The organism is Dictyobacter sp. Z7_2 (genome assembly GCF_057551105.1).
This window is the reverse complement of sequence record NZ_BAAJPE010000002.1, coordinates 117,124-135,493: the sequence shown is the minus strand read 5'-3', so window position 1 is coordinate 135,493 and position 18,370 is coordinate 117,124. Positions and strand designations below refer to the sequence as shown.

Annotated in this window: 20 protein-coding genes; 6 read left to right on the top strand and 14 right to left on the bottom strand. The window is 46.2% G+C overall.

The genetic code is table 11. The features are described from left to right. Positions 1-14 precede the first annotated feature (14 nt). Positions 15-911, top strand: coding sequence for an amidohydrolase family protein (locus tag AC27N8_RS14180; RefSeq protein ID WP_487068031.1), 897 nt, complete (start codon positions 15-17; stop codon positions 909-911). Here AC27N8_RS14180 and nth read toward each other — a convergent pair. Then, complete coding sequence (gene nth, locus AC27N8_RS14175; protein ID WP_487068030.1) at positions 906-1,622, bottom strand: endonuclease III; 717 nt, start codon at positions 1,620-1,622, stop codon at positions 906-908. The two genes, AC27N8_RS14180 and nth, sit on opposite strands and share 6 nt — an antisense overlap. A gap of 184 nt (positions 1,623-1,806) precedes the next feature. Then, positions 1,807-2,085 carry a hypothetical protein gene (locus tag AC27N8_RS14170; RefSeq protein WP_487068029.1) on the bottom strand — a complete coding sequence of 93 codons (279 nt, stop codon included), beginning with the start codon at positions 2,083-2,085 and terminating at the stop codon, positions 1,807-1,809. A gap of 484 nt (positions 2,086-2,569) precedes the next feature. Here AC27N8_RS14170 and AC27N8_RS14165 point away from each other — a divergent pair, with 484 nt between their 5' ends. From AC27N8_RS14165 to AC27N8_RS14150, 4 genes are all read left to right on the top strand, one after another. Next, entirely contained in the window at positions 2,570-3,808 is a 1,239-nt protein-coding gene (locus tag AC27N8_RS14165) for a GTP-binding protein (RefSeq protein ID WP_487068028.1), read from the top strand. Positions 3,809-3,811: 3 nt separating this feature from the next. Continuing rightward, a complete protein-coding gene (locus AC27N8_RS14160) occupies positions 3,812-4,600 on the top strand; it encodes a hypothetical protein (RefSeq protein WP_487068027.1) in 789 nt (262 codons plus the stop codon). 162 nt (positions 4,601-4,762) lie between these two features. Then, complete coding sequence (locus AC27N8_RS14155) at positions 4,763-5,512, top strand: 4'-phosphopantetheinyl transferase family protein (RefSeq protein WP_487068026.1); 750 nt, start codon at positions 4,763-4,765, stop codon at positions 5,510-5,512. 135 nt (positions 5,513-5,647) lie between these two features. Next, complete coding sequence (locus tag AC27N8_RS14150; RefSeq protein WP_487068025.1) at positions 5,648-6,511, top strand: prephenate dehydrogenase; 864 nt, start codon at positions 5,648-5,650, stop codon at positions 6,509-6,511. 94 nt (positions 6,512-6,605) lie between these two features. Here AC27N8_RS14150 and AC27N8_RS14145 read toward each other — a convergent pair whose 3' ends face one another. From AC27N8_RS14145 to AC27N8_RS14090, 12 genes are all read right to left on the bottom strand, one after another. Then, positions 6,606-8,177: a (Fe-S)-binding protein gene (locus AC27N8_RS14145; RefSeq protein WP_487068024.1), complete on the bottom strand. Its 1,572-nt coding sequence runs from the start codon at positions 8,175-8,177 to the stop codon at positions 6,606-6,608. Between the two features lie 19 nt (positions 8,178-8,196). Continuing rightward, positions 8,197-9,294, bottom strand: coding sequence for an SAM-dependent methyltransferase (locus tag AC27N8_RS14140; RefSeq protein WP_487068023.1), 1,098 nt, complete (start codon positions 9,292-9,294; stop codon positions 8,197-8,199). A 143-nt stretch (positions 9,295-9,437) separates the two neighbouring features. Further along, positions 9,438-10,385: a lamin tail domain-containing protein gene (locus AC27N8_RS14135; RefSeq protein WP_487068022.1), complete on the bottom strand. Its 948-nt coding sequence runs from the start codon at positions 10,383-10,385 to the stop codon at positions 9,438-9,440. Between the two features lie 121 nt (positions 10,386-10,506). Next, positions 10,507-10,689 (bottom strand): hypothetical protein, encoded by a 183-nt coding sequence (locus AC27N8_RS14130; RefSeq protein WP_487068021.1) that lies wholly within the window; start codon positions 10,687-10,689, stop codon positions 10,507-10,509. 23 nt (positions 10,690-10,712) lie between these two features. After that, positions 10,713-11,072, bottom strand: a complete 360-nt coding sequence (gene rsfS, locus AC27N8_RS14125; protein WP_487068020.1) for a ribosome silencing factor — start codon at positions 11,070-11,072, stop codon at positions 10,713-10,715. A 199-nt stretch (positions 11,073-11,271) separates the two neighbouring features. Then, positions 11,272-11,799, bottom strand: a complete 528-nt coding sequence (gene folK / locus AC27N8_RS14120; protein ID WP_487068019.1) for a 2-amino-4-hydroxy-6-hydroxymethyldihydropteridine diphosphokinase — start codon at positions 11,797-11,799, stop codon at positions 11,272-11,274. Positions 11,800-11,819: 20 nt separating this feature from the next. Further along, a complete protein-coding gene (locus tag AC27N8_RS14115) occupies positions 11,820-13,655 on the bottom strand; it encodes a serine/threonine protein kinase (RefSeq protein ID WP_487068018.1) in 1,836 nt (611 codons plus the stop codon). 208 nt (positions 13,656-13,863) lie between these two features. After that, on the bottom strand, positions 13,864-14,682 hold the full coding sequence (locus tag AC27N8_RS14110) for a PIG-L deacetylase family protein (RefSeq protein WP_487068017.1): 819 nt from the start codon (positions 14,680-14,682) through the stop codon (positions 13,864-13,866). Between the two features lie 85 nt (positions 14,683-14,767). Further along, entirely contained in the window at positions 14,768-15,751 is a 984-nt protein-coding gene (locus tag AC27N8_RS14105; RefSeq protein WP_487068016.1) for an A/G-specific adenine glycosylase, read from the bottom strand. A 6-nt stretch (positions 15,752-15,757) separates the two neighbouring features. After that, positions 15,758-16,048: a hypothetical protein gene (locus tag AC27N8_RS14100; RefSeq protein ID WP_487068015.1), complete on the bottom strand. Its 291-nt coding sequence runs from the start codon at positions 16,046-16,048 to the stop codon at positions 15,758-15,760. Positions 16,049-16,377: 329 nt separating this feature from the next. Continuing rightward, on the bottom strand, positions 16,378-17,127 hold the full coding sequence (locus AC27N8_RS14095) for a class I SAM-dependent methyltransferase (protein ID WP_487068014.1): 750 nt from the start codon (positions 17,125-17,127) through the stop codon (positions 16,378-16,380). A gap of 157 nt (positions 17,128-17,284) precedes the next feature. Continuing rightward, positions 17,285-17,581: a hypothetical protein gene (locus tag AC27N8_RS14090; protein ID WP_487068013.1), complete on the bottom strand. Its 297-nt coding sequence runs from the start codon at positions 17,579-17,581 to the stop codon at positions 17,285-17,287. Positions 17,582-17,807: 226 nt separating this feature from the next. On the opposite strand from AC27N8_RS14090, the gene AC27N8_RS14085 reads away from it, so the two are divergent. Continuing rightward, a complete protein-coding gene (locus AC27N8_RS14085) occupies positions 17,808-18,368 on the top strand; it encodes a hypothetical protein (RefSeq protein ID WP_487068012.1) in 561 nt (186 codons plus the stop codon). The last annotated feature ends 2 nt before the right edge of the window (positions 18,369-18,370 follow it).

Genomic DNA, 18,370 nt, shown 5'->3' with positions numbered 1-18,370 from the left:
GGAAAGGATGTGTAATGATGCCAGATTTTCCAATTATAGATACTCATGTGCATTTGTGGGACCCTGCGTATCTTCGCCTACCCTGGCTGGATAATGCCGGGATCTTGAATAAGCGCTATACTTTGTCTGAATATAGGGAGGCAACACGGGAGATTCAGGTTGAAGGTATGGTTTATGTGGAGGTTGACGCTGCTCCACAGATTGTCTTGCTAGAGGCAAAATGGGCTGCTCAGCAAAGGCGGGAGGACTATGCTGCTACTGGAACTGTTGGAGAGAAAAACGCGCATGACTTTGTGCTTGGTATTGTTGCTAATGCTCCAATTGAATTTGGCGAGCAGGTGCGGGCTTATCTGGATGAATTGGTGCAGATAAGTCCTCGTATCAAGGGTGTACGACGACTGCTTCAAGCCGAAGCTGATAGTGCATATTGCTTGCGACCAAATTTTATCCGTGGTATTGAGATGTTGGCTGAGTATGGGCTTTCTTTTGATCTAGGGGTGACGTATCGACAACTGGCAAGTGTGGCAGAGTTGGTACGCCGTTGTCCTGATGTCACTTTTATTCTTGATCACATTGGAAAACCTGATATTAAAGGGCATGTGCTAGATCCCTGGCGACGTGATATGACTGCTCTGGCTGCATCCCCAAATGTTGTCTGTAAAGTGAGCGGTGCGACAACTGAGGCTGATCTGTCACATTGGTCGCCAGAGGATCTAACCCCTTATATCTCGTATGTATTGGATGCCTTTGGTGAGGATCGTGTGCTCTTTGGGAGCGATTGGCCTGTGATGCTCAATGCGACGACCTATCAACGCTGGATTGAGACGCTGGATGCTTTAACTTCTGGCCTATCGGTGACAGCAAAACGGAAATTGTGGACCGAGAATGCTCGGCGCTATTATCGATTATAAGGTTGACTGTTTCTTTCCTTTGGTTGTGGCACGTGGAGGGATGGCTGCGAATGCCGATGGGCATAGATGGGTGAGGGTGCATTGCTCACAGAGTGGCTTACGTGCATCGCAGATAGCTCTACCATGGAAGATTAATAAATGAGATAAATCCAGCCAATCGGCTCGGGGGACAATCAACATAAGCTCTTGCTCGATTTTGACTGGATCGGTGCTGGTTGTCCAACCAAAGCGACGTACAAGGCGTCCGACATGAGTGTCAACAACGACTCCTACGACAATATTGAAGGCGTATCCTAAAACGACGTTGGCCGTTTTACGCGCGACTCCAGGGAGTGTGAGCAATTCGTCCATTGTTTGAGGGACGTTCCCGTGATAGATGGAGATGATGCGTTGGCTGGTTGCCAGGATGTTTTTGGCTTTGTTATGATAGAATCCTGTGGCGCGGATATCTTGCTCTAAATCTTCCAGGCCGGCGTTTGCAAAGGCTTCGACGTTTGGGTACTTTTTGAAAAGTTTGGCTGTAACCATGTTGACACGTTCATCAGTACATTGGGCGGCGAGTTGTGTGGCAATTAATAATTCCAGCGGGTTGGTGAAATCGAGCGAGCAGGTTGCAGCTGGATAGAGGCGTCGTAATTCACTAATAATAGCAGTTACTTGTTCTGGTGAGCCAGGTTGGGGGCCTGTATATGTAGGTGTTGCAAGATTCATTGGTCTATTGCTCTCTCTATCTACTCTGTAGGATGAAGCTTTCATATTACTTATGCCGTACAGAACGCTCGTACAACGATAATCTGCACTGGATTCTCACTCGTGATGATAGGTGCAATGAGAGGGATTCCAGTGCAATGCTTTGTTTGGAATAATGAATAAGATCGCCAGTTTGACTATAATATTAGTCGTTTCTCTCGCGTTGAGAACGTAGTAGGGTGCGTAGCGCATCTGCCTGTCCATGGTTCCAGGCGGCAGAACGTATCTCTGATCCGATCATTGGAAGAGAACTTTTCTCGCGGATGTGAGCCGCCCTCTCTCGTTGAAGGATTTCATGGATGAGTTGACGCTCACTTAAATGCCAACCGTGAAGACGAGCCTGATCGGCTAACCACATGATGCGCACGAAACCAGCGTCATAATCTCGCTCTGCTGAATCATTGCGGATAGGTGTATTTTGCATAATAATGCCTTTGCTACAGAAAATGATGAATTGAAAAGCGTATACTTAGATTAGCAAATATCCCTTCACGATTATGGCAGAAAATACATATTGATGTCAAGAACATTTGTCTTCTGCTTAAGAAAACGTTGCGGTTTGATTTCTGATGACTGGGGGAGATCATCAGGAAGGTTGTCCATGAGCGGAGGTCTGTGGCTGGGACACGTTAATCCTGTGCCAATTAGCTTATCGTTGAGATGATAGCTCTGCTATATGCTAGAATTAAGGATAGAGACTCTGATCTGATGTTTGTGTGTTTGGTGATAGAGAAAATATTTGTTTGTGAAACGTGGCCTTATATATGCTCGTACTATTGTTGTGAAGAGTGTTAACGCATACATATTGAAAACACATAAAACAAATTTGTATATACGGCATGCTACTCTTAAAAAGAGGCATTTTCTAAATATCCAGGTTTACTGAATAAAAGGGAAGGATGTTAACCGTGGCTGAGAAAAAACCACTTGCAAATAGCAATGGAGATCAGGAGAAACTGCGCAGAGATCTGGCGGCGAGCCTTTTGCGTAAGCGTGATCAACCAAAGAATTTTAGGGATTTAGGTGTTCATACCCTGCGTAATCTGCCAGCGAACATTTCGATGGTTCAAGGCTTGATGAAAGCAGTTAACTGGAAATCGGCGCAACAGGAAGTCCTTGAGGGGCTGAATAATACTGTGGTGATTGTTGGACAACCAAATACAGGTAAGAGTACGCTGTTCAATACATTGAAGGGACAGACGTTGTCTCCTGCTTCGCCACAGTCTGGCACGACGAGAACGCTGGTGCGCACAGACTTTGGCCCATTTACATTGGTAGATACTCCTGGGCATCTGCCTGATGTGATGGAAAGTGGTATGGATCAGGCAAGCGTAATTGTTTTTTTGCTTGATGCATCTAAGGGATTGCAAGCCTCCGACCGCGAGTTATATAAGGTCATCAAACGCTTTGATAAGCCAACAGTTGTGGTTGTTAATAAGATTGATGAGCTGAAAGGTGGCGAGTCGGGAGATCAATTGGCAACTGAAGTGGCTGTGTTATTGGAGGCTCCTGGCGTTATTCCTGTGTCAGCGAAGACAGGTGAAAATATTGCAGAAGAACTTATACCTGTAATTATTGAAGCCAGTCCTGAGGCCGCCCTGGCTATCGGTCGTGAACTCCCTGCGTATAGGCGTATGGCTGCACAAAGGATTATTCGTAATTCTACCCTGGTCAGTTTGGCTGCTGGTTTAGAGCCGATTCCTTTCATCGATATTCCAATCCTTCTGGGAACACAACTGCGGTTGGTGTTACGTCTGGCCGCTCTCTATGGCGAGCAGATGGATAGCGCCGATGCAAAAAAACATGCTCGCGAGCTGATTGCAACGATTGCTGGGGGATTGGGCCTGCGGTATCTGGCTCAAGAAGCGGCGAAAGCTGTTCCTTTCGGTGGTGATTTTGTGGCCGGAGCTATTGCTGGTGCCGCTACATGGTCTATTGGAGAAGTGGCTTTGGAATATTATGAGGGCGGCAAGACGGTTAATCCCAAGCGCTTGCGGCAGCTGTATAAGGATTTTTATCATCGCTTCCGCCGCGACAAAAATATTGATGAACTTCGGGCACAGTCTCTGACTGAGTTGAGTGAAGGCCACTCTGATCCAATACTTGTTGAGTCGGATCGAAAGCTCATAGAAGAAGGGACAGTCTAAATCGTGCCTATGATCTTTCCTTATGACCATTATGAGACGCTGACTGAGTCATTAACTGTTTATTATCCAGCGGGTGAAGAGTCACTTGCCCGCTGGGTACAACAGACGATTGATAATGCAGGGACACGGCTCTCACAACTTCTCAATATTGATATGCCAGACTTTGAAGTATTGTTGGTGAATATGGATGATTGGTCGCTCGTTCCTCATAGCGAGTCGGAAGAGGTCGATTCACCTCATCCATATATGACTGATGTGACAACTCCTGCCACGCTGGTTGTTCCACTTGAGATTGATCCTATTTTTGGAGAAGCAACTCCCGAAAAGTTTGCTTTTATGCTTTATCATGAGTTAACAGTCGCTTATCTGGAAGAGGATGCTCGTCCCTGGCCCGAAGTGACTCCTCTTTGGGCCGATGAGTGGCAATTTAAGTTTCTTGCCTTATGGTTGTCCCAGCAACTGAACGGCGTCCAGGGCGTGGTTAACAAGGATATCCGTGAACAGGATGAAGAGGCATTTGAGCCTGAGCTCGATGGTAAGACGCCGGTGACTGTACGCGGCTTTGATTGGTATGAAGATACCCTCCCCGATGAGTATCTTACGTATGAATTGTTACTTGAGCAGTTCGCTGCGGATTTGCTGGCACGCTATGACGTTTCGATCATTTCACGTTTTCTGTCCCTTTATCGTGTTGATCAGAATGAGTTTTTAAGCGATCAGGTCACGATGTTGTTGGTAGAGGCACTGGGTCAGGATTCTGAAGCCTGGTTGGAAGCATTGGTGTATTTTTAAGCGTTTTGATACGGCGCTTGTGTTCTATCTATTGGTAGCCGAATGGATATAAAGTTATCCTAATTGCGAGTACTTGACTCTGGCTATAGATCTGGAGGTTGTGAGGATGGATGCTCATACCTCCTTTTTTGTTGAGATAGTAGTTCAGGTATGGAGATCATTGTGACGATATGGCAGCAGGCGTCAGAGCATCCTCTGCTCACGCCCGGAGATGTTCACATTTGGAGAGCTTCATTTGATGTCTGGCAATCAGAAATTCCTCGCTTGATAGCGGTCTTAAGTAGAGATGAGAAGGAGCGAGCCAGTCGTTTCTATTTTGAAAAAGATCGCGCGGCTTCGATTATTTCGCGGAGTCTGTTACGGATTTTGCTGGGAAGATATTGCTCTCTCGATCCTCAAGATGTCACGTTTAGCTATAATGAATATGGTAAACCTACGTTGGTGCAAGATAAGCAACAGGTTCCAATGTATTTCAATCTGGCTCATTCTCATAACACAGTGGTCTATGCTTTTACGCTCATTGATGCTGTGGGTATAGATGTTGAATATATGCGCTCTAATATCGAGTATGAGCAATTAGCGCAGCATTATTTTTCACCCATGGAGATTGCACAACTCCAGGCGGTTCCCGCTACACAGAAGGCACAAGCTTTTTATGCGGGTTGGGCACGGAAAGAAGCCTATATCAAAGCACGAGGTAAAGGGCTTTCTATCGCGCTGGATTCATTTGATGTTACGTTGCAACCTGATATACCTGCTAAGCTTGTTGCCTGTCGTGACGAGTCGCAAGCTGTGGAGGACTGGGCTCTTTATGCATTGCCTGCTGAAGAAGAGTATGCAAGTGCACTGGTGCTAAAAGGACAGTGTGAGGAGTTACAGTACTTTCAAATACATCCCCAGAAATTCTTATAGGTGACAATAATGGAATAGGCTCCCATTTTTCTCTATGCTTTTGGAAGTGGTTTTAGTATAATAGCTTCTAATTTCCAGAGAGAACAATGAATAAGCACATTGTTTATTGATGATATGTTAAGGAGCACAATTCCTATGTTTAATCGCGTTGCAATCATTGGCTTAGGCCTCATTGGAGGTTCAATCGGGCTGGCTTTACATAAAGCACATGCTGCACAGCAGGTGGTAGGATATGATCTGGGACATGGTGTGAGCGAGCGTGCATGTAAAGTTGGTGCAATCGATCAAGCATATATGAATCTAGCAGAAACTGTATGTGATGCTGAGCTAGTGATTATTGCAACTCCTGTGGGCACGATGCATGCTTTATTACAAGCGATTGCTCCGCTACTTGCCGCTGGGGCTGTTGTGACAGATGTTTCCAGTACGAAGGCGCAAGTTATTAGTTGGGCAGAAGAATTTTTGCCAGCTAACGTTTTCTTCGTGGGAGGCCATCCGATGGCTGGTAAAGAAGTGAGCGGCGTAGATGTTGCGGATGCTGATCTTTTTAAAAGCTGTATCTACTGTTTGACTCCCACTTTACATACGAGTTCAGCTGCTATCAGTATAGTTGCAGGTATGGTTGAATTATTAGGTGCTCGCCTCCATTTTCTGGAGCCAACTGAGCATGATGGATTAGTTGCGGGAGTCAGTCATTTGCCATTTTTGGTTGCAACTACTCTGATGAATACAGTTGCCCAGGACCCCACCTGGAATGATGCATCCTTATTGGCTTCGAGCGGTTTTCGCGATACGACGCGTTTGGCCGCAGGCAGTCCAGAAATGTATCGTGATATATGTTTTACTAATAGCAATGCGATTGTGCGCTGGCTGGATACCTATGCGACGAATATATTGTTGCTCCGTGATCAGATTGCTCGGCATGATGCAGATATTCATGAGTCCTTTACTGAGTCGCGAACGCTACGCCAACAATGGCAATCTTCGCATGAGCATTGATACTGAAATGCGTAACTCTTTAGGATGCATAAGAAAATAGCTCTGAAGAGTTACGTAATATTTTGACTTAGGCGATGGTAGGGATTCTATCTGCTTATCTATTTTTTTGTTTGCTTCGGTACCATAAAAATACTAGCACGATAGTTGCGAGTGTTGCTCGAAGAATAATGGTGCTTTTCGTAGTCTGTTGGCTGTTGGTACTACTCTGCGCTGTCTGATAGATTCCACCAGAGGCGTAGGCTGCATCCAGTAATTGGATTGGGTGCATGACTGCCAAATTTATTCCTCGTTGCCGCGCCCCCATGGCAATTTGCATCATACAGCCAGGGTTTCCTGTTGCGATAATGCTTGCATGGGTTGCTTCGATATGGTCCATTTTGCGTTCGAGTAGCTCCTGGGCCATCTCCTGGTTGGTGAGATTATAAATACCAGCACTGCCACAGCACCAATCAGATTCTTTTAGATTTACCAGTGTTATGCCTGGTATGGAAGCAAGGAGTTGACGAGGCTGTTGCTTGATTTTTTGTCCATGGAGCAGATGGCAGGCATCGTGATAGGCTATTGTTTGATTGATCTCTCCCATCTGCTGTGGGAGTTGCATGGTCACTAAGAATTCACTGATATCTTTAACTTTTTTAGAAAAATCCTGAGCTTTTTGCTTATAGTCGTTGTCTTCACGTAGCAGATGATCGTACTCTTTGAGTGTAGAGCCGCAGCCGGCTGAATTGATAATGATGACATCACAATTGTATTGCTCAAAAATGTCAATGTTTTTTCGTGCTAAAGCTCTACCCTGTGCTGCCTCTCCTCCATGGATATGCAATGCTCCGCAACACCCCTGTTGTCTGGGCGTAACGACTTCGCAGCCATTGGCGGTAAGTACGCGGATGGTTGCTTCGTTGATATCATGAAATACCTGGTCCATGATACAGCCACTAATCATTCCAACACGATAGCGTTTTGTGCCGAGTGCCGAGGTGATTTCTGGCAGCATGTCAGGAATAATTTGTCCTTTAGCGGAGGACATGAGCTCTTCAGGAAGCTTTAATTGGCCTTTGAATGGTGTTGGCAGTTTGTTGAAGAGGTTGAGAAGCCCGGTCTCGCGAACAAGCGTTTGTAATCCACTACGCTGATAGGCTTTGAGCCCTCCAAAAACGATTGAGAGCACCGTACGTGAGGGAAGCATGATGTCGAAGAAGAATCTACGTAAGAGGGCGATTGCTGCGCTATTTTTGGCTCTGGTTGTCGTTGAGGTTCCAAATTCAGCCTCTTCTGTCTGTTGGTTGGTGTCTGGATCTTCTTGCTCGGCTGGGGTGATTGGCGTGAGTTGAATTTGCTCACGGGCTGCTTCGATGAGTTTTCCAAACTGTACTCCAGAAGGGCAGGCGGTTTCGCAAGCTCGACATCCAACACAACAGTTCATGTGCTCAACGAAATCATCGGAAATATCCAATTTGCCATCGGCCACAGCTTGCATCTGAAAAATGCGACCACGAGGGGAGTCCATTTCAACTCCCAGGACGGCATAGGTTGGGCAGGTTGGCAGACAAAATCCACAGTGAATGCATTGACGCATGAGATCATAAGTATGCGTGTGACGACGTAACGGCCCTTCGGTGGGCGGAAAGAATCTTATGGTTTGTGGCTGTGCATATTCTGATTTCATTCTACTGCCTCCAAGCCTGTTAGCGCCGTCTTTGTTGAGGTATTGGCTGCGCGGTGATAACGGTTACTTCTTGTCGATTGTGAAAAAGCTGACGCGCTTGCACAATCCGATAGCTTCTCCTGAGTATCGCCAGGGCCTCTTTTAGATTAACAAACGGATCGACCTCTAGTGTCGCGTGGGGCAATTTGAAGACGCTGATTATAAATCCGTCGTCAACACGTAAGCAGCTGGATGCTTTACTGAGCAGCCGAGCAGCTTCGCGTGCATCCATGCGCATATCGTTCACGATAAGATCGTAGCGCTTGTTTTTTTGCACGGCATCTTCTAGATAGTCCTCAGCATATCCCCGGTAATGTTCTAAGCCTCTATGCCGCTCCAGGCGAGGATCAAGCTTCGCCGGATCGACTGCTACAACCTGGAGTCCCGCATTGAGTAAGAGTCGCGTCCAGCCACCAGGTGCAGCACCCAGATCAAGCGCTTGCCCTTGAGTGGGTAGTGTGACACCAAATACTTCTAGAGCCTCTAGTAATTTGAATTCGGCTCGGCTGATTTGCTCTTTGGTCTGAGCATAATGCCGGGCTCCTCCAGGCCAACTGCTGAGATTCGTTTCGGCAGTTGAGATACCTAGATATCCTTTATCCATTGTGCAGAGCAGAGAAATCACAACTTGCGGCTTTTTGATGTCCTCTACTGCACCGGTCTCCTCCGCTAATGCCTCCGCTAATGCTCGATTGACTTGCCCACTGCTATAAGCACGCTCACCATCAGCTTTATTCGTTTGCGTTAATCGGGTTTGCACTGCAAAGTGAGTTCCGCGTTCTATCAGAGCAAAATCTGGTAACTGAATCGTGCTCAATGCGATATTGCCAAGATCGTGCTCGTTATTGTCTAAGTCCACAATTGTCTGCACCGGGGCTATGTGACGCGCAAAAGTGGGGTGTGTATTACTGGCTATATTCATCAACTGTGCTACATCGGGCGCCTGGCAGAGTAGGATATCAGATGAGATTTCTTCGACTTCGATAAGTCCTTTGTCAATGATTTTAAGTTCAGCAAACGCTGCTGTAATAAATTCTGTTTGAGCCGTCACAAGACATAAATTTTCAGTTGTAATCACAATCCTCCTAAATATCTCCCTCTCACAAATAGTCCACGCGGATCAAATCGCTGTTTGAGATGCTGCATCAAATAGAAATCTGATCGTGACTCTCTCCACACACTCAACTGCTGGCAGATACTTTCCATGCTATTGTACAATTTTCAAAGTCTGCTGCCAATGTGTTTTGGTTTTGTCTTGATGAAAAGTCTCCGACACCACCAGAGTATCGATGCCAGCGCTATGGCCATAAGGGAGATGGCAATCTTTTTGAATGTATCTGGCGAACTTGCGATAGGTGCTAATGTTGTCAGGTCAGGTGTAGTTGACTCGGGTGATGTAGAGTCTGCGACACGTGTGGGTAGGCGGATTGATCTCCATGTGGGCTGTAGTTGTGGCAGCTTTGATTTGGCGGTTGATGGTTGTGCCGATGCCGAGGCTGATGATTGTGTTTGGTGTGAGGCTTGAGCCTTTATGACTTTTGGGGTAGGCGTTTTTTGAGCACGCTGCTTCGTTTTGACCGTTGATTTGTTTGGCTCCGGTGTGCTTGATGTGGTAAAAATGATGTTATTGCTCTTGCCCATGGTTGGGGCCGTATGTTTGGTTATATCAGGTGTGATTTGCCAGGATGAACTTCCATCGGGGATGCGAGCGTAAGATGAATCTTGTGGCAGCGTGGGTAGTGAGGAGATTTGATCGACAAGAGTACCGTCGAGTATGAGTCTTAGATTAGAACTGAATGTACTCATGAAGTTGGTATCGGAAGATGGAAATACCACGCTGAAACCGTGTGCTGGTATGGATGTATTTGCAATAACAAATGGATTTGTATTGGGACCGCTATCTAGAATGGCTTTTGTTAATTGATATGATTGTGGTAACGTATTGTAGAGTTCAATCCAAGGGCCTTGCTGGGGCGAAGCTGGTGATGTGATTACCTCGTTAATAACAATCGATTCTGGCGATGGTGAGGGTGTAATATCAATCATTGAGGTTATGGATAAAAATCGCTGACTATCCTGGGCATGAGCGGTAGATAGAGGACACAGCCCGGCAAAAAAAGTCACGCCCAGAATAAGGCAAGTAAGACAAAAAACTAAGAAAAACCTCACGACTTCTACCCCTTCTTCACCACTCTCATCTTACGCCTTATTCTGAACGTGATATTGACAGTATTGCAGCATATTCGTCTGAATGTGCCCCTTAGAGAACGTATGCTCGCAGTAAAAAGAATTATTGCGAGAGATATTTAAAGGGCACTTCACGTTTGCCTGGAAATTTGTTTTGTACGGCTCGTCGTACGGCTTCTACGCTGCTCTCACCATAGGTAAAAGCGATGACGGAACCGATAACGATACCGCATATCCCACCAAGAGCTATTCCTTCCAGGAACAAACGATTACGAAAAAATGTCATCGTCGCCACCTTTTCTCTACATATTATTGTAAGTATACAATGGTTTTTGCTTCACTCCAAAGGCGCTCTAGTCGATAGTATTCGCGCTCTTTTGGCCCGAAGATATGTACAATGACACTACCGAAATCAAGTAGTACCCATCCCGAATCAGCATTACCTTCACGATGAAGCAGCGTACCTCCCTGCTTCCCCAGATCGTCGTCAATAGTATCGGCGATGGCTTGGATCTGACGATCGTTATTGCCGCTACAGATTACAAAGTAGTCGGCCATATAGCTAACGTCTCTAATATCCAGCAAGAGAACGTCGGATGCTTTTTTGTCAGATGCAATATCTGCGGCTGCCTTAGCTAGCTGGTCTATATCTAACAGAACTCCCTCCACGAGTGCTCCCTATTGTGTGCACACTGATGATAATGTGCGGTAGTGTGTTCACGGCCAATTGTTGTAATTGTCGTATCAGCATTATAGCATGATCGGCTATCTCTTGTTAAGAGGGTAAAAGACCTAGAAAATTTGATCAGCATGCAGGCGAATTGCCTGAATGTGCCTTGCTTTATGTACGTATCATGTGGCAGAGAAGTTAGATGTAAATCGTCGTCTTGCGCACACCAGAGTGTGAGATTGTATCCAGAAGCTCTTGTGCTGTACGGCCACTGCGTGGCTCAATCACAGAGGGGGAAATTTCAACGAGTGGGATGAGAACAAAGGCCCGCTCGGTCATACGCGGATGAGGAAGGGTGAGATATTCGTCCTCATATATACAGGTATCGTAGAGAAGAATATCAATATCGATGGGTCGTGGGCCGTTCCGAATCGTAGATTGACGTCCGAGGTACTTTTCGATGGTTTTGGCTTGTGCCAAAAGTTCTGGTGCCGTGATGTCCGTAGTACCTGAACAAACTAGATTGAGGAAATCTGGTTGATCTAGATATCCAACAGGTGCTGTTTCGTAAATAGAGGAGGTATGCTGAATCTGCACAATTTTTTGTAACTTTTGGAGTGCCCGATGAAGATTGCTCTGCCGATCATCAAGATTTGATCCTAAAGATAGATAAACAGTATGGATTTGTGCCTCCTTCGGGGAGAAAGCATTATTTTGCTGATGCATGGCCGACATTTTCCTCTCTTTTACTCTTTTTGAAAGATAGCGATTTGCTTAAAAACGGCTTCAGTCCCGTACATACTATCTCCTCCAACCAGGAGACCAATTAAGCCAGCGGTATATGTATTATCGGTAAAAGTTGAGATGACTAGTTGACGGTTAATATAAATACGGAAGCGGGCTTTTGTGGCAACGACAAGCATGGTATTGGATTGTCCATATCCCTGACGAATAGCATTACTGCTGGTCCAATCGATCAAGGTAAGCCAGAGAGCGGGATCATTCCCCTGAGCTCGTTGCAAACGATATGCTCCATAACTGTTTAATTCTAAGACATAAAATGTTTTGTAGTATGGATTGAGACGAAATACTAAGCCACAGAAATCTCCATAGTGCATCTCTACCTGAACTGACATGATGGCATTGGCAAAACTTTGCTGGTTGGAGTAACACCATGCTACTGCATGGGCCAGTCCCGTGTGGACATGATATCCTTGTGGTGTAAAGTAGCATTGGTTTCCATCGTTGATCCAGCCAGGAGTTTTTTGGTTCATATCGTTGTAATAAAGAATATTGCCGGCCCCAATCGATGTGGCAATCTCTGTCAGTGCCTGGATACGTGCCTGGGCTGCCAGCGTTGCCTGGGCATGTATCCAGGCCATTCCTGTTTTTGTGGCTTGAACCTTTGCTGTTTGGATGAGATTTGGGTGATGTGCAGGTTTGTGGATAGGTTGTGGTTGTCCCATTTGGACGAGATAAAGTGTTATACATAGCGTAGTTATGAGAAATAGTAGGATGATATAGAGAGGATGAAAACGTCTCTTTTTCTTTTTCAACATAGCTGCTGTATAGGAGGTAAACGATGCCTTGTCTCTTTCCAGGGGAAAGAGCTGTGGTTTGGTGGCTGGAATGTTCAGTTTCGTCGTGATTTGTTCGATATCGTCGATGATATTGTTGGTCTGTTGTCTTGTCTGCTGCACAATATGTGTATTAGTATCCCCAGTAATCGTAGTGAGTAGTAATTCATTTTCCAGGACGCCGGTCAAGTTTTTAAATAAGGCCATTTTATACGCATGCGCAAATGCCTGCGCTTCCTGGAAACGATCTTCAGGAGCTTTGGCAAGAGCTTTAAGCATTACTTCTTCAATGGAAGCCGGGATTTCACTGTTTAATTGGCATGGCGGTATCGGCGGTGTCTGGATATGTTTCAACGTAACGCCAACTGGCGAGTCCGCCGTAAAGGGAACTTTTCCTGTAAGCATCTGGTAGAGGATAATACCCAATGAATAGATATCGCTACGAGAGTCGTTGCGTCCATCTGACTGTTCAGGAGCCATATACTCAGGAGTGCCGACCATCGCTCCTGAATGTGTCTGAAATTCGGCCTCGAGCTTTGCTTTGGCCAGGCCGAAATCGACGAGATAGGCATGACCATCAAGGCGTAGTAGAATGTTTGATGGTTTGACGTCTCGGTGCACAACTCCATGGTCGTGTGCATACTGCAGAGCGCTGGCGATTTGTTCCAAGAAACTTCCAGCTTCTTCTAGTGTGAGTCGTTCACGTTTATGGAGATAGTCGCGTAGCGTTCCGCCTTCAACAAAAGGCATAATCAGATAATACCAGGGACGTTGTTCTCCAAAATCGAAGAGTGGTAAAATATGATTGTGTGCAAGCGTGCCAACCGCGCGAGCTTCGCGTTCGAATCGTCGGACAAACGGCTCATCACTGCCATATAACACCTTAACTGCTACATAGCGTTTGACACGGCGATCATATCCAAGATAAACTTCGGACATTCCTCCCTGGGCCACACGAAAACGTAATTCGTATCGTCCTAATTTTGAACCTTCTAACCCTTTCATGAATCCTCACTCCTACTTTCCCCTCATCCACCCAGGCATGTGATGTAAGTAAACGAACGTTGATTCTTGATTGTATCATGATAACTGTCATTTAGAAATAGGATGAAAGTTTCTGATACACCATAGAAAGCAGAGTTGATGTGAGTTTTACATTTCCTCTGCTCTCCAGGTAAAAGAAAAAGAATCTGATTATCTGGTAAGAAACATTTTAGCGTACAACCCAATAACGTTCCAGACGGATCGTTTCAACAGGACGAATATTTTGTGCATATTCATCAATTACTTTGTGCATAGCTTCTCGGCTACCAAAATTTGGTACGATTTGGGAGGTATACATGTCAGCGGCTTCCAATTTCATGGGGATGAGCTCAGATGTTTCGACGAGATTGTACTCGAATGCACCACCAAGCTCTTGAAGGCGTGCATCAAGTGCCCCTTTGTCACGCTGAACATAAGGGATTTCTTCGTAGAAGTAGACTTTCGCACCACGTTGGACCAGACGATCAGCAGCTGAGCAAACAATTTGATGGTCAATATGCTTTCCAACACCGAGTGGTGCATACCAGACAGTATCAGGTAAACGGTCTTGTAGATCGGTCAGCATTTTGCCCAATTCGCTATCGAGGGAGCTGTCGGAGGAGTGAACTTCGCCTCCGATGAGTTGCTCTTTGCTGGTGTAATAACCAGGGTCGCCACGATAGATAGCTTCAGGATAATCAAGCCAGAGGTAGTCGGATTGTAAGTAATCAAGCGCGGCTTTATCCTCCTGGCGACGCTGATCGGTAAAATTGATGGCTCCATCTAGATCGCTGATGTCCCAGTCGCGCATGACTTCGAGCGCCAGATGGCTGAGCTTTTGGTTGGCCCTGGGAGGACCAGCAAATGCTGTAATCACGAGAGGGCGGATGCCGGAACTGACTTGCATGCCCATAGTGCCGCCACATGAGTAGACGACGTCGTCAAGATGGGGAGCAAGAAAAATATGTCGGTAATGTTTTGTTATCTGGTCAATGCTAGTAAGTTGCATTGCTTGATTTCCTCCATGCAAATGGTGATAAGGCAAATGAGAAAAATATAGCCTAAGTATACATGATACAGACAAGTGAGGTTTTTTACGGTAAACGTACACCTTCCTCATTCGCATCCAATAAGCCATCTTTCACCAGGCCATGTATGATCGTTTGTAACCAGTCGTGATCCTGCTCACCAAACTCTGGCTTGATCTGTGGTCCCAATGTTGCAAGAGGAATACGTTGATTTGCTGGTACTGAACGGAGTAAATCGACGATACGCCCTCGAAAATAGCGGTTTGTACTGGTAAAAGGTTGGGCTTGATAGCGCGGTTTCTTCTCAGCTACTTTGCGTAATTGGCGAAAGACAGCACCTGACGGAAAGAGACTGTATTGTCCCATTTCGGCGTATGCCTGACAGTTTGATTGCAAGTGACAGGTTCCACAGAGAGGATTGTTGCTGGTACAAATGGTGGCTCCCATATCCATCAGGGCCTGGTTCCAGTTGTATGCTTGATCCGTGGGAAGTACCTGTTCTGCCAGTGTGAGCATTTGAGCGTCATTAGCTCTGGGTTCTGGGTGTTCAAGACCCAGGAAGACGCGATGTAGGACACGACGAATATTGGTGTCAACGGTGGCGACCTGCTTTCGATAGGCGAAGCAGGCAATCGCTCCAGCTGTATAACGACCAATCCCTTTGAGCTTGAGTAGTTCGTCGATCGTATCTGGAATCCGTCCACTATATTCAGCGATGACCTGTCGAGCAATTGACTGCAAGCTTACCGCTCTCCTGTTGTAGCCGAGTGGGACCCAAACGGCAATCACATCAGCAGTTGGGGCCTGCGCTAGATCCGCTAGAGTGGGGAAGGCAGCTAAAAACTGTTGATATTTAGGGAGAACACGGTCGACCTGCGTTTGTTGAAGCATCACTTCCGATACGAGGATTGCATATGGATCACTTGTTTCGCGCCACGGTAAGGCACGCTGCTCCTGGTCATACCATGAGAGAAGCGATGTCTGCACCAGAGCGATGTGATCAGGTGCAATATGAGAAGGAAGAGCCGAGGACGCTGTATGTTTACCCATGAGACCTCAGGATTTACTAGCTTGTGTTGTTGGTTTTTCCTGATCGTGGACGTTCGAGGGCGTTTCTGCTTCCTCGCGACGACGACGGGCACTTAATGTGAAGAGCGTCTCGCCCCCTTCTTGCCAGCATTGCGCATCAGGTGCGGGCAAATTTTCACATTTAAGCCAATCATTTGCGTCACGTAACACATGACCTTTGACACATTTCGCGTACGAAATGTGCTCATTTAAGTCGGGATCACTCGGTTTTACATCGAGTGCCGCAATCTTAGGGATAAAAAATCTACACCAGGACACAGTTATGTACCTTCCTTATACATTTATAATAATAAAATAGGACCGGTTCTATGAATACTACCGTTGTTGGCGGGGATGTGCCAGATTGTTAGCAGGCTTTTCCTTGATACATTTGGGAGAAGATAGCCTCTTTCAGTGCCATGCAGATTTTTGTCGGATTGGCACGCTTGAGTCTGGTGTCTGGTCGATATAGCCCCACCAAGATTGGACAAAGCAATTAAAAAATTTGGTAGCTTCGTTCATTATAGCGCATTTAGAGACCATGAGTCCATAGAATGGGTGCGAAGCTACCGAGTGTATGCATTTACGTGCATTTTTTCAGGCTTATATTAGCGCTTCTGGCTGATAATGACGAGGCGACTTTCTAGTGTTAAGGGGTTGCCCTCAAGATCTCCATAGTAAGATTGGAGCTCTAAGCCTGCTTCTTTCAGCATGTGGGCAAGCTCTGTGAGTGTGTAGATACGAATGGATTGACGATACTCGGTACGTTGACCATCAGGCTTAAGCAAGCTAATATGCACCTCGTTATGGCTTGTCAGGAGGTTGATATGGCGCTCTTCGAGGACGATTAGACCATCTGGATAGTGGATAATGCCATGAGGAGCGTTGGCGCGGATAACCCGTGGCTGATAGATGGTTTCAAGTAGAAAGAGCCCCCCCGGCTTAAGTGCTTTGGTAATTGCATGCAGGACTTGTTGGTTCTCTTCATCTGTAGGGAAATATCCGAATGACGTGAACATATTGATGATGACGTCAAATTCGTTCTCAAAAGGTATTTTGCGCATGTCACTGTGTACCCAACGAATGTTTTGCTGGGATGCGCTGGCGTGTTCCTGAGCCTTTTGTAAGAGTATTTCACTGAGATCCTGGCCTGTCACGTTGCATCCGTAGAGGGCCAATCCAACCGCATGGCGTCCATAGCCGCAACAGAGATCAAGTAGCTGGTCACCGGGCTGTAGGTGCAAGAGGGTGATAATGCTTTTAATGTCCTGTTCTGCCTTCTCTAGCGGAAGAAAAGGCATATAGAGGCGTAAATAATCAGGACCAAAGAATGTCTCATACCAGGGGAGCTCGTTCATAGATTTATCCTTTTGTCATCGTGCCGCTTGTGAAGCTATGCGCAGATGCCCTACTTAAAGATAAACGAGCCTCTCTGCTTTTTTAGCGCATCTTCTCCGTGTTTTTCAGGTTCTGAGCTTTTATCAGATGAGTGGATGATATCTGTGGTTGCTTTTATCAGGCGCGCTGGTCAATAGTCAGTCTTAGCCACCATGTTCCAACTTTTACGCCAATGATGATGTAAAGAAGTGCCCAGGCTTCTAGTAGGATACCATAACTTGCGGCCATGGCAAGACAAAAAAGGCAGGCAATAGCTGCAACTTGCTTCAAATAATGATTACGGATGTGCCAGCGAAACGTTCCCGTGTAGGAGTTGCGATAAAGCCAGGTGATATGCAGGGCAATTGCAGAGAGTAGCAGTAAGCCTAGCATCCCGAAGAGCGTCAGGAAAAGAGCTAATAGACCGGTATTCATCGGCGCGCCTCCACGTATAAGAGAATTCGAAAATCTATGCGCTGTCTGAAAGTGGGAAGATGTGTATTGAAATTATATCATGATATGGTCAGGTATTGTATACTTTGTATGCATGCGAGAAAGAGGTTTTTGGTAGCTTGATAAGGTGGAGAGATGAAATTTCCTCTTTACCTGTTGAATACGAGAGATACTTTTACGCAGGCTATGCTGTAGAGGAGTAGAAAGTGTGTTAGCTGAAGAATTAATTGTGATTGATGCGACTTCTCCATTGTGGAGTGCAATCCGTCCTTTGCTAGATGTCGCGTTGCAGATTGAGCAGAATGATGGTTCCTATTCATGGCATGGATGGCGCAAAGCAGATATCAGTGCATTTCTTAAGACGTTACCCACACACTGCTCATTGTTGATAGGCGTGTGGCAGGCTCATGAAGATGGCGCTGAAATGTCTGAGGAATTGTCACTTGGATGCGTCTGTGAGATTATGGATGGAGATGTGTGTTCAGTGAGGACTTTTGAAGCGTTCGTCGCAGCTGGATTGTTACCCATTGCGCAATTAGAGCCCGGTTATGATCATGCTCAGGAATTGATACGGATCGCGAGAGAACAGGTTGCTCCGGTGGCCTGGGCCATCTTTACTGATAAGGCGACCTGGGATGAATGGCTATTGACTGATGTGGATAATGAGCATGGTCCTGGTAAAGAAGAATTGCTTGCATCTTTGACGCGGCAAGGACGTTGTGTGCTCTTGGGAAGTCAGGTTGCTCAGCACCATCATCATCATTTATAGGC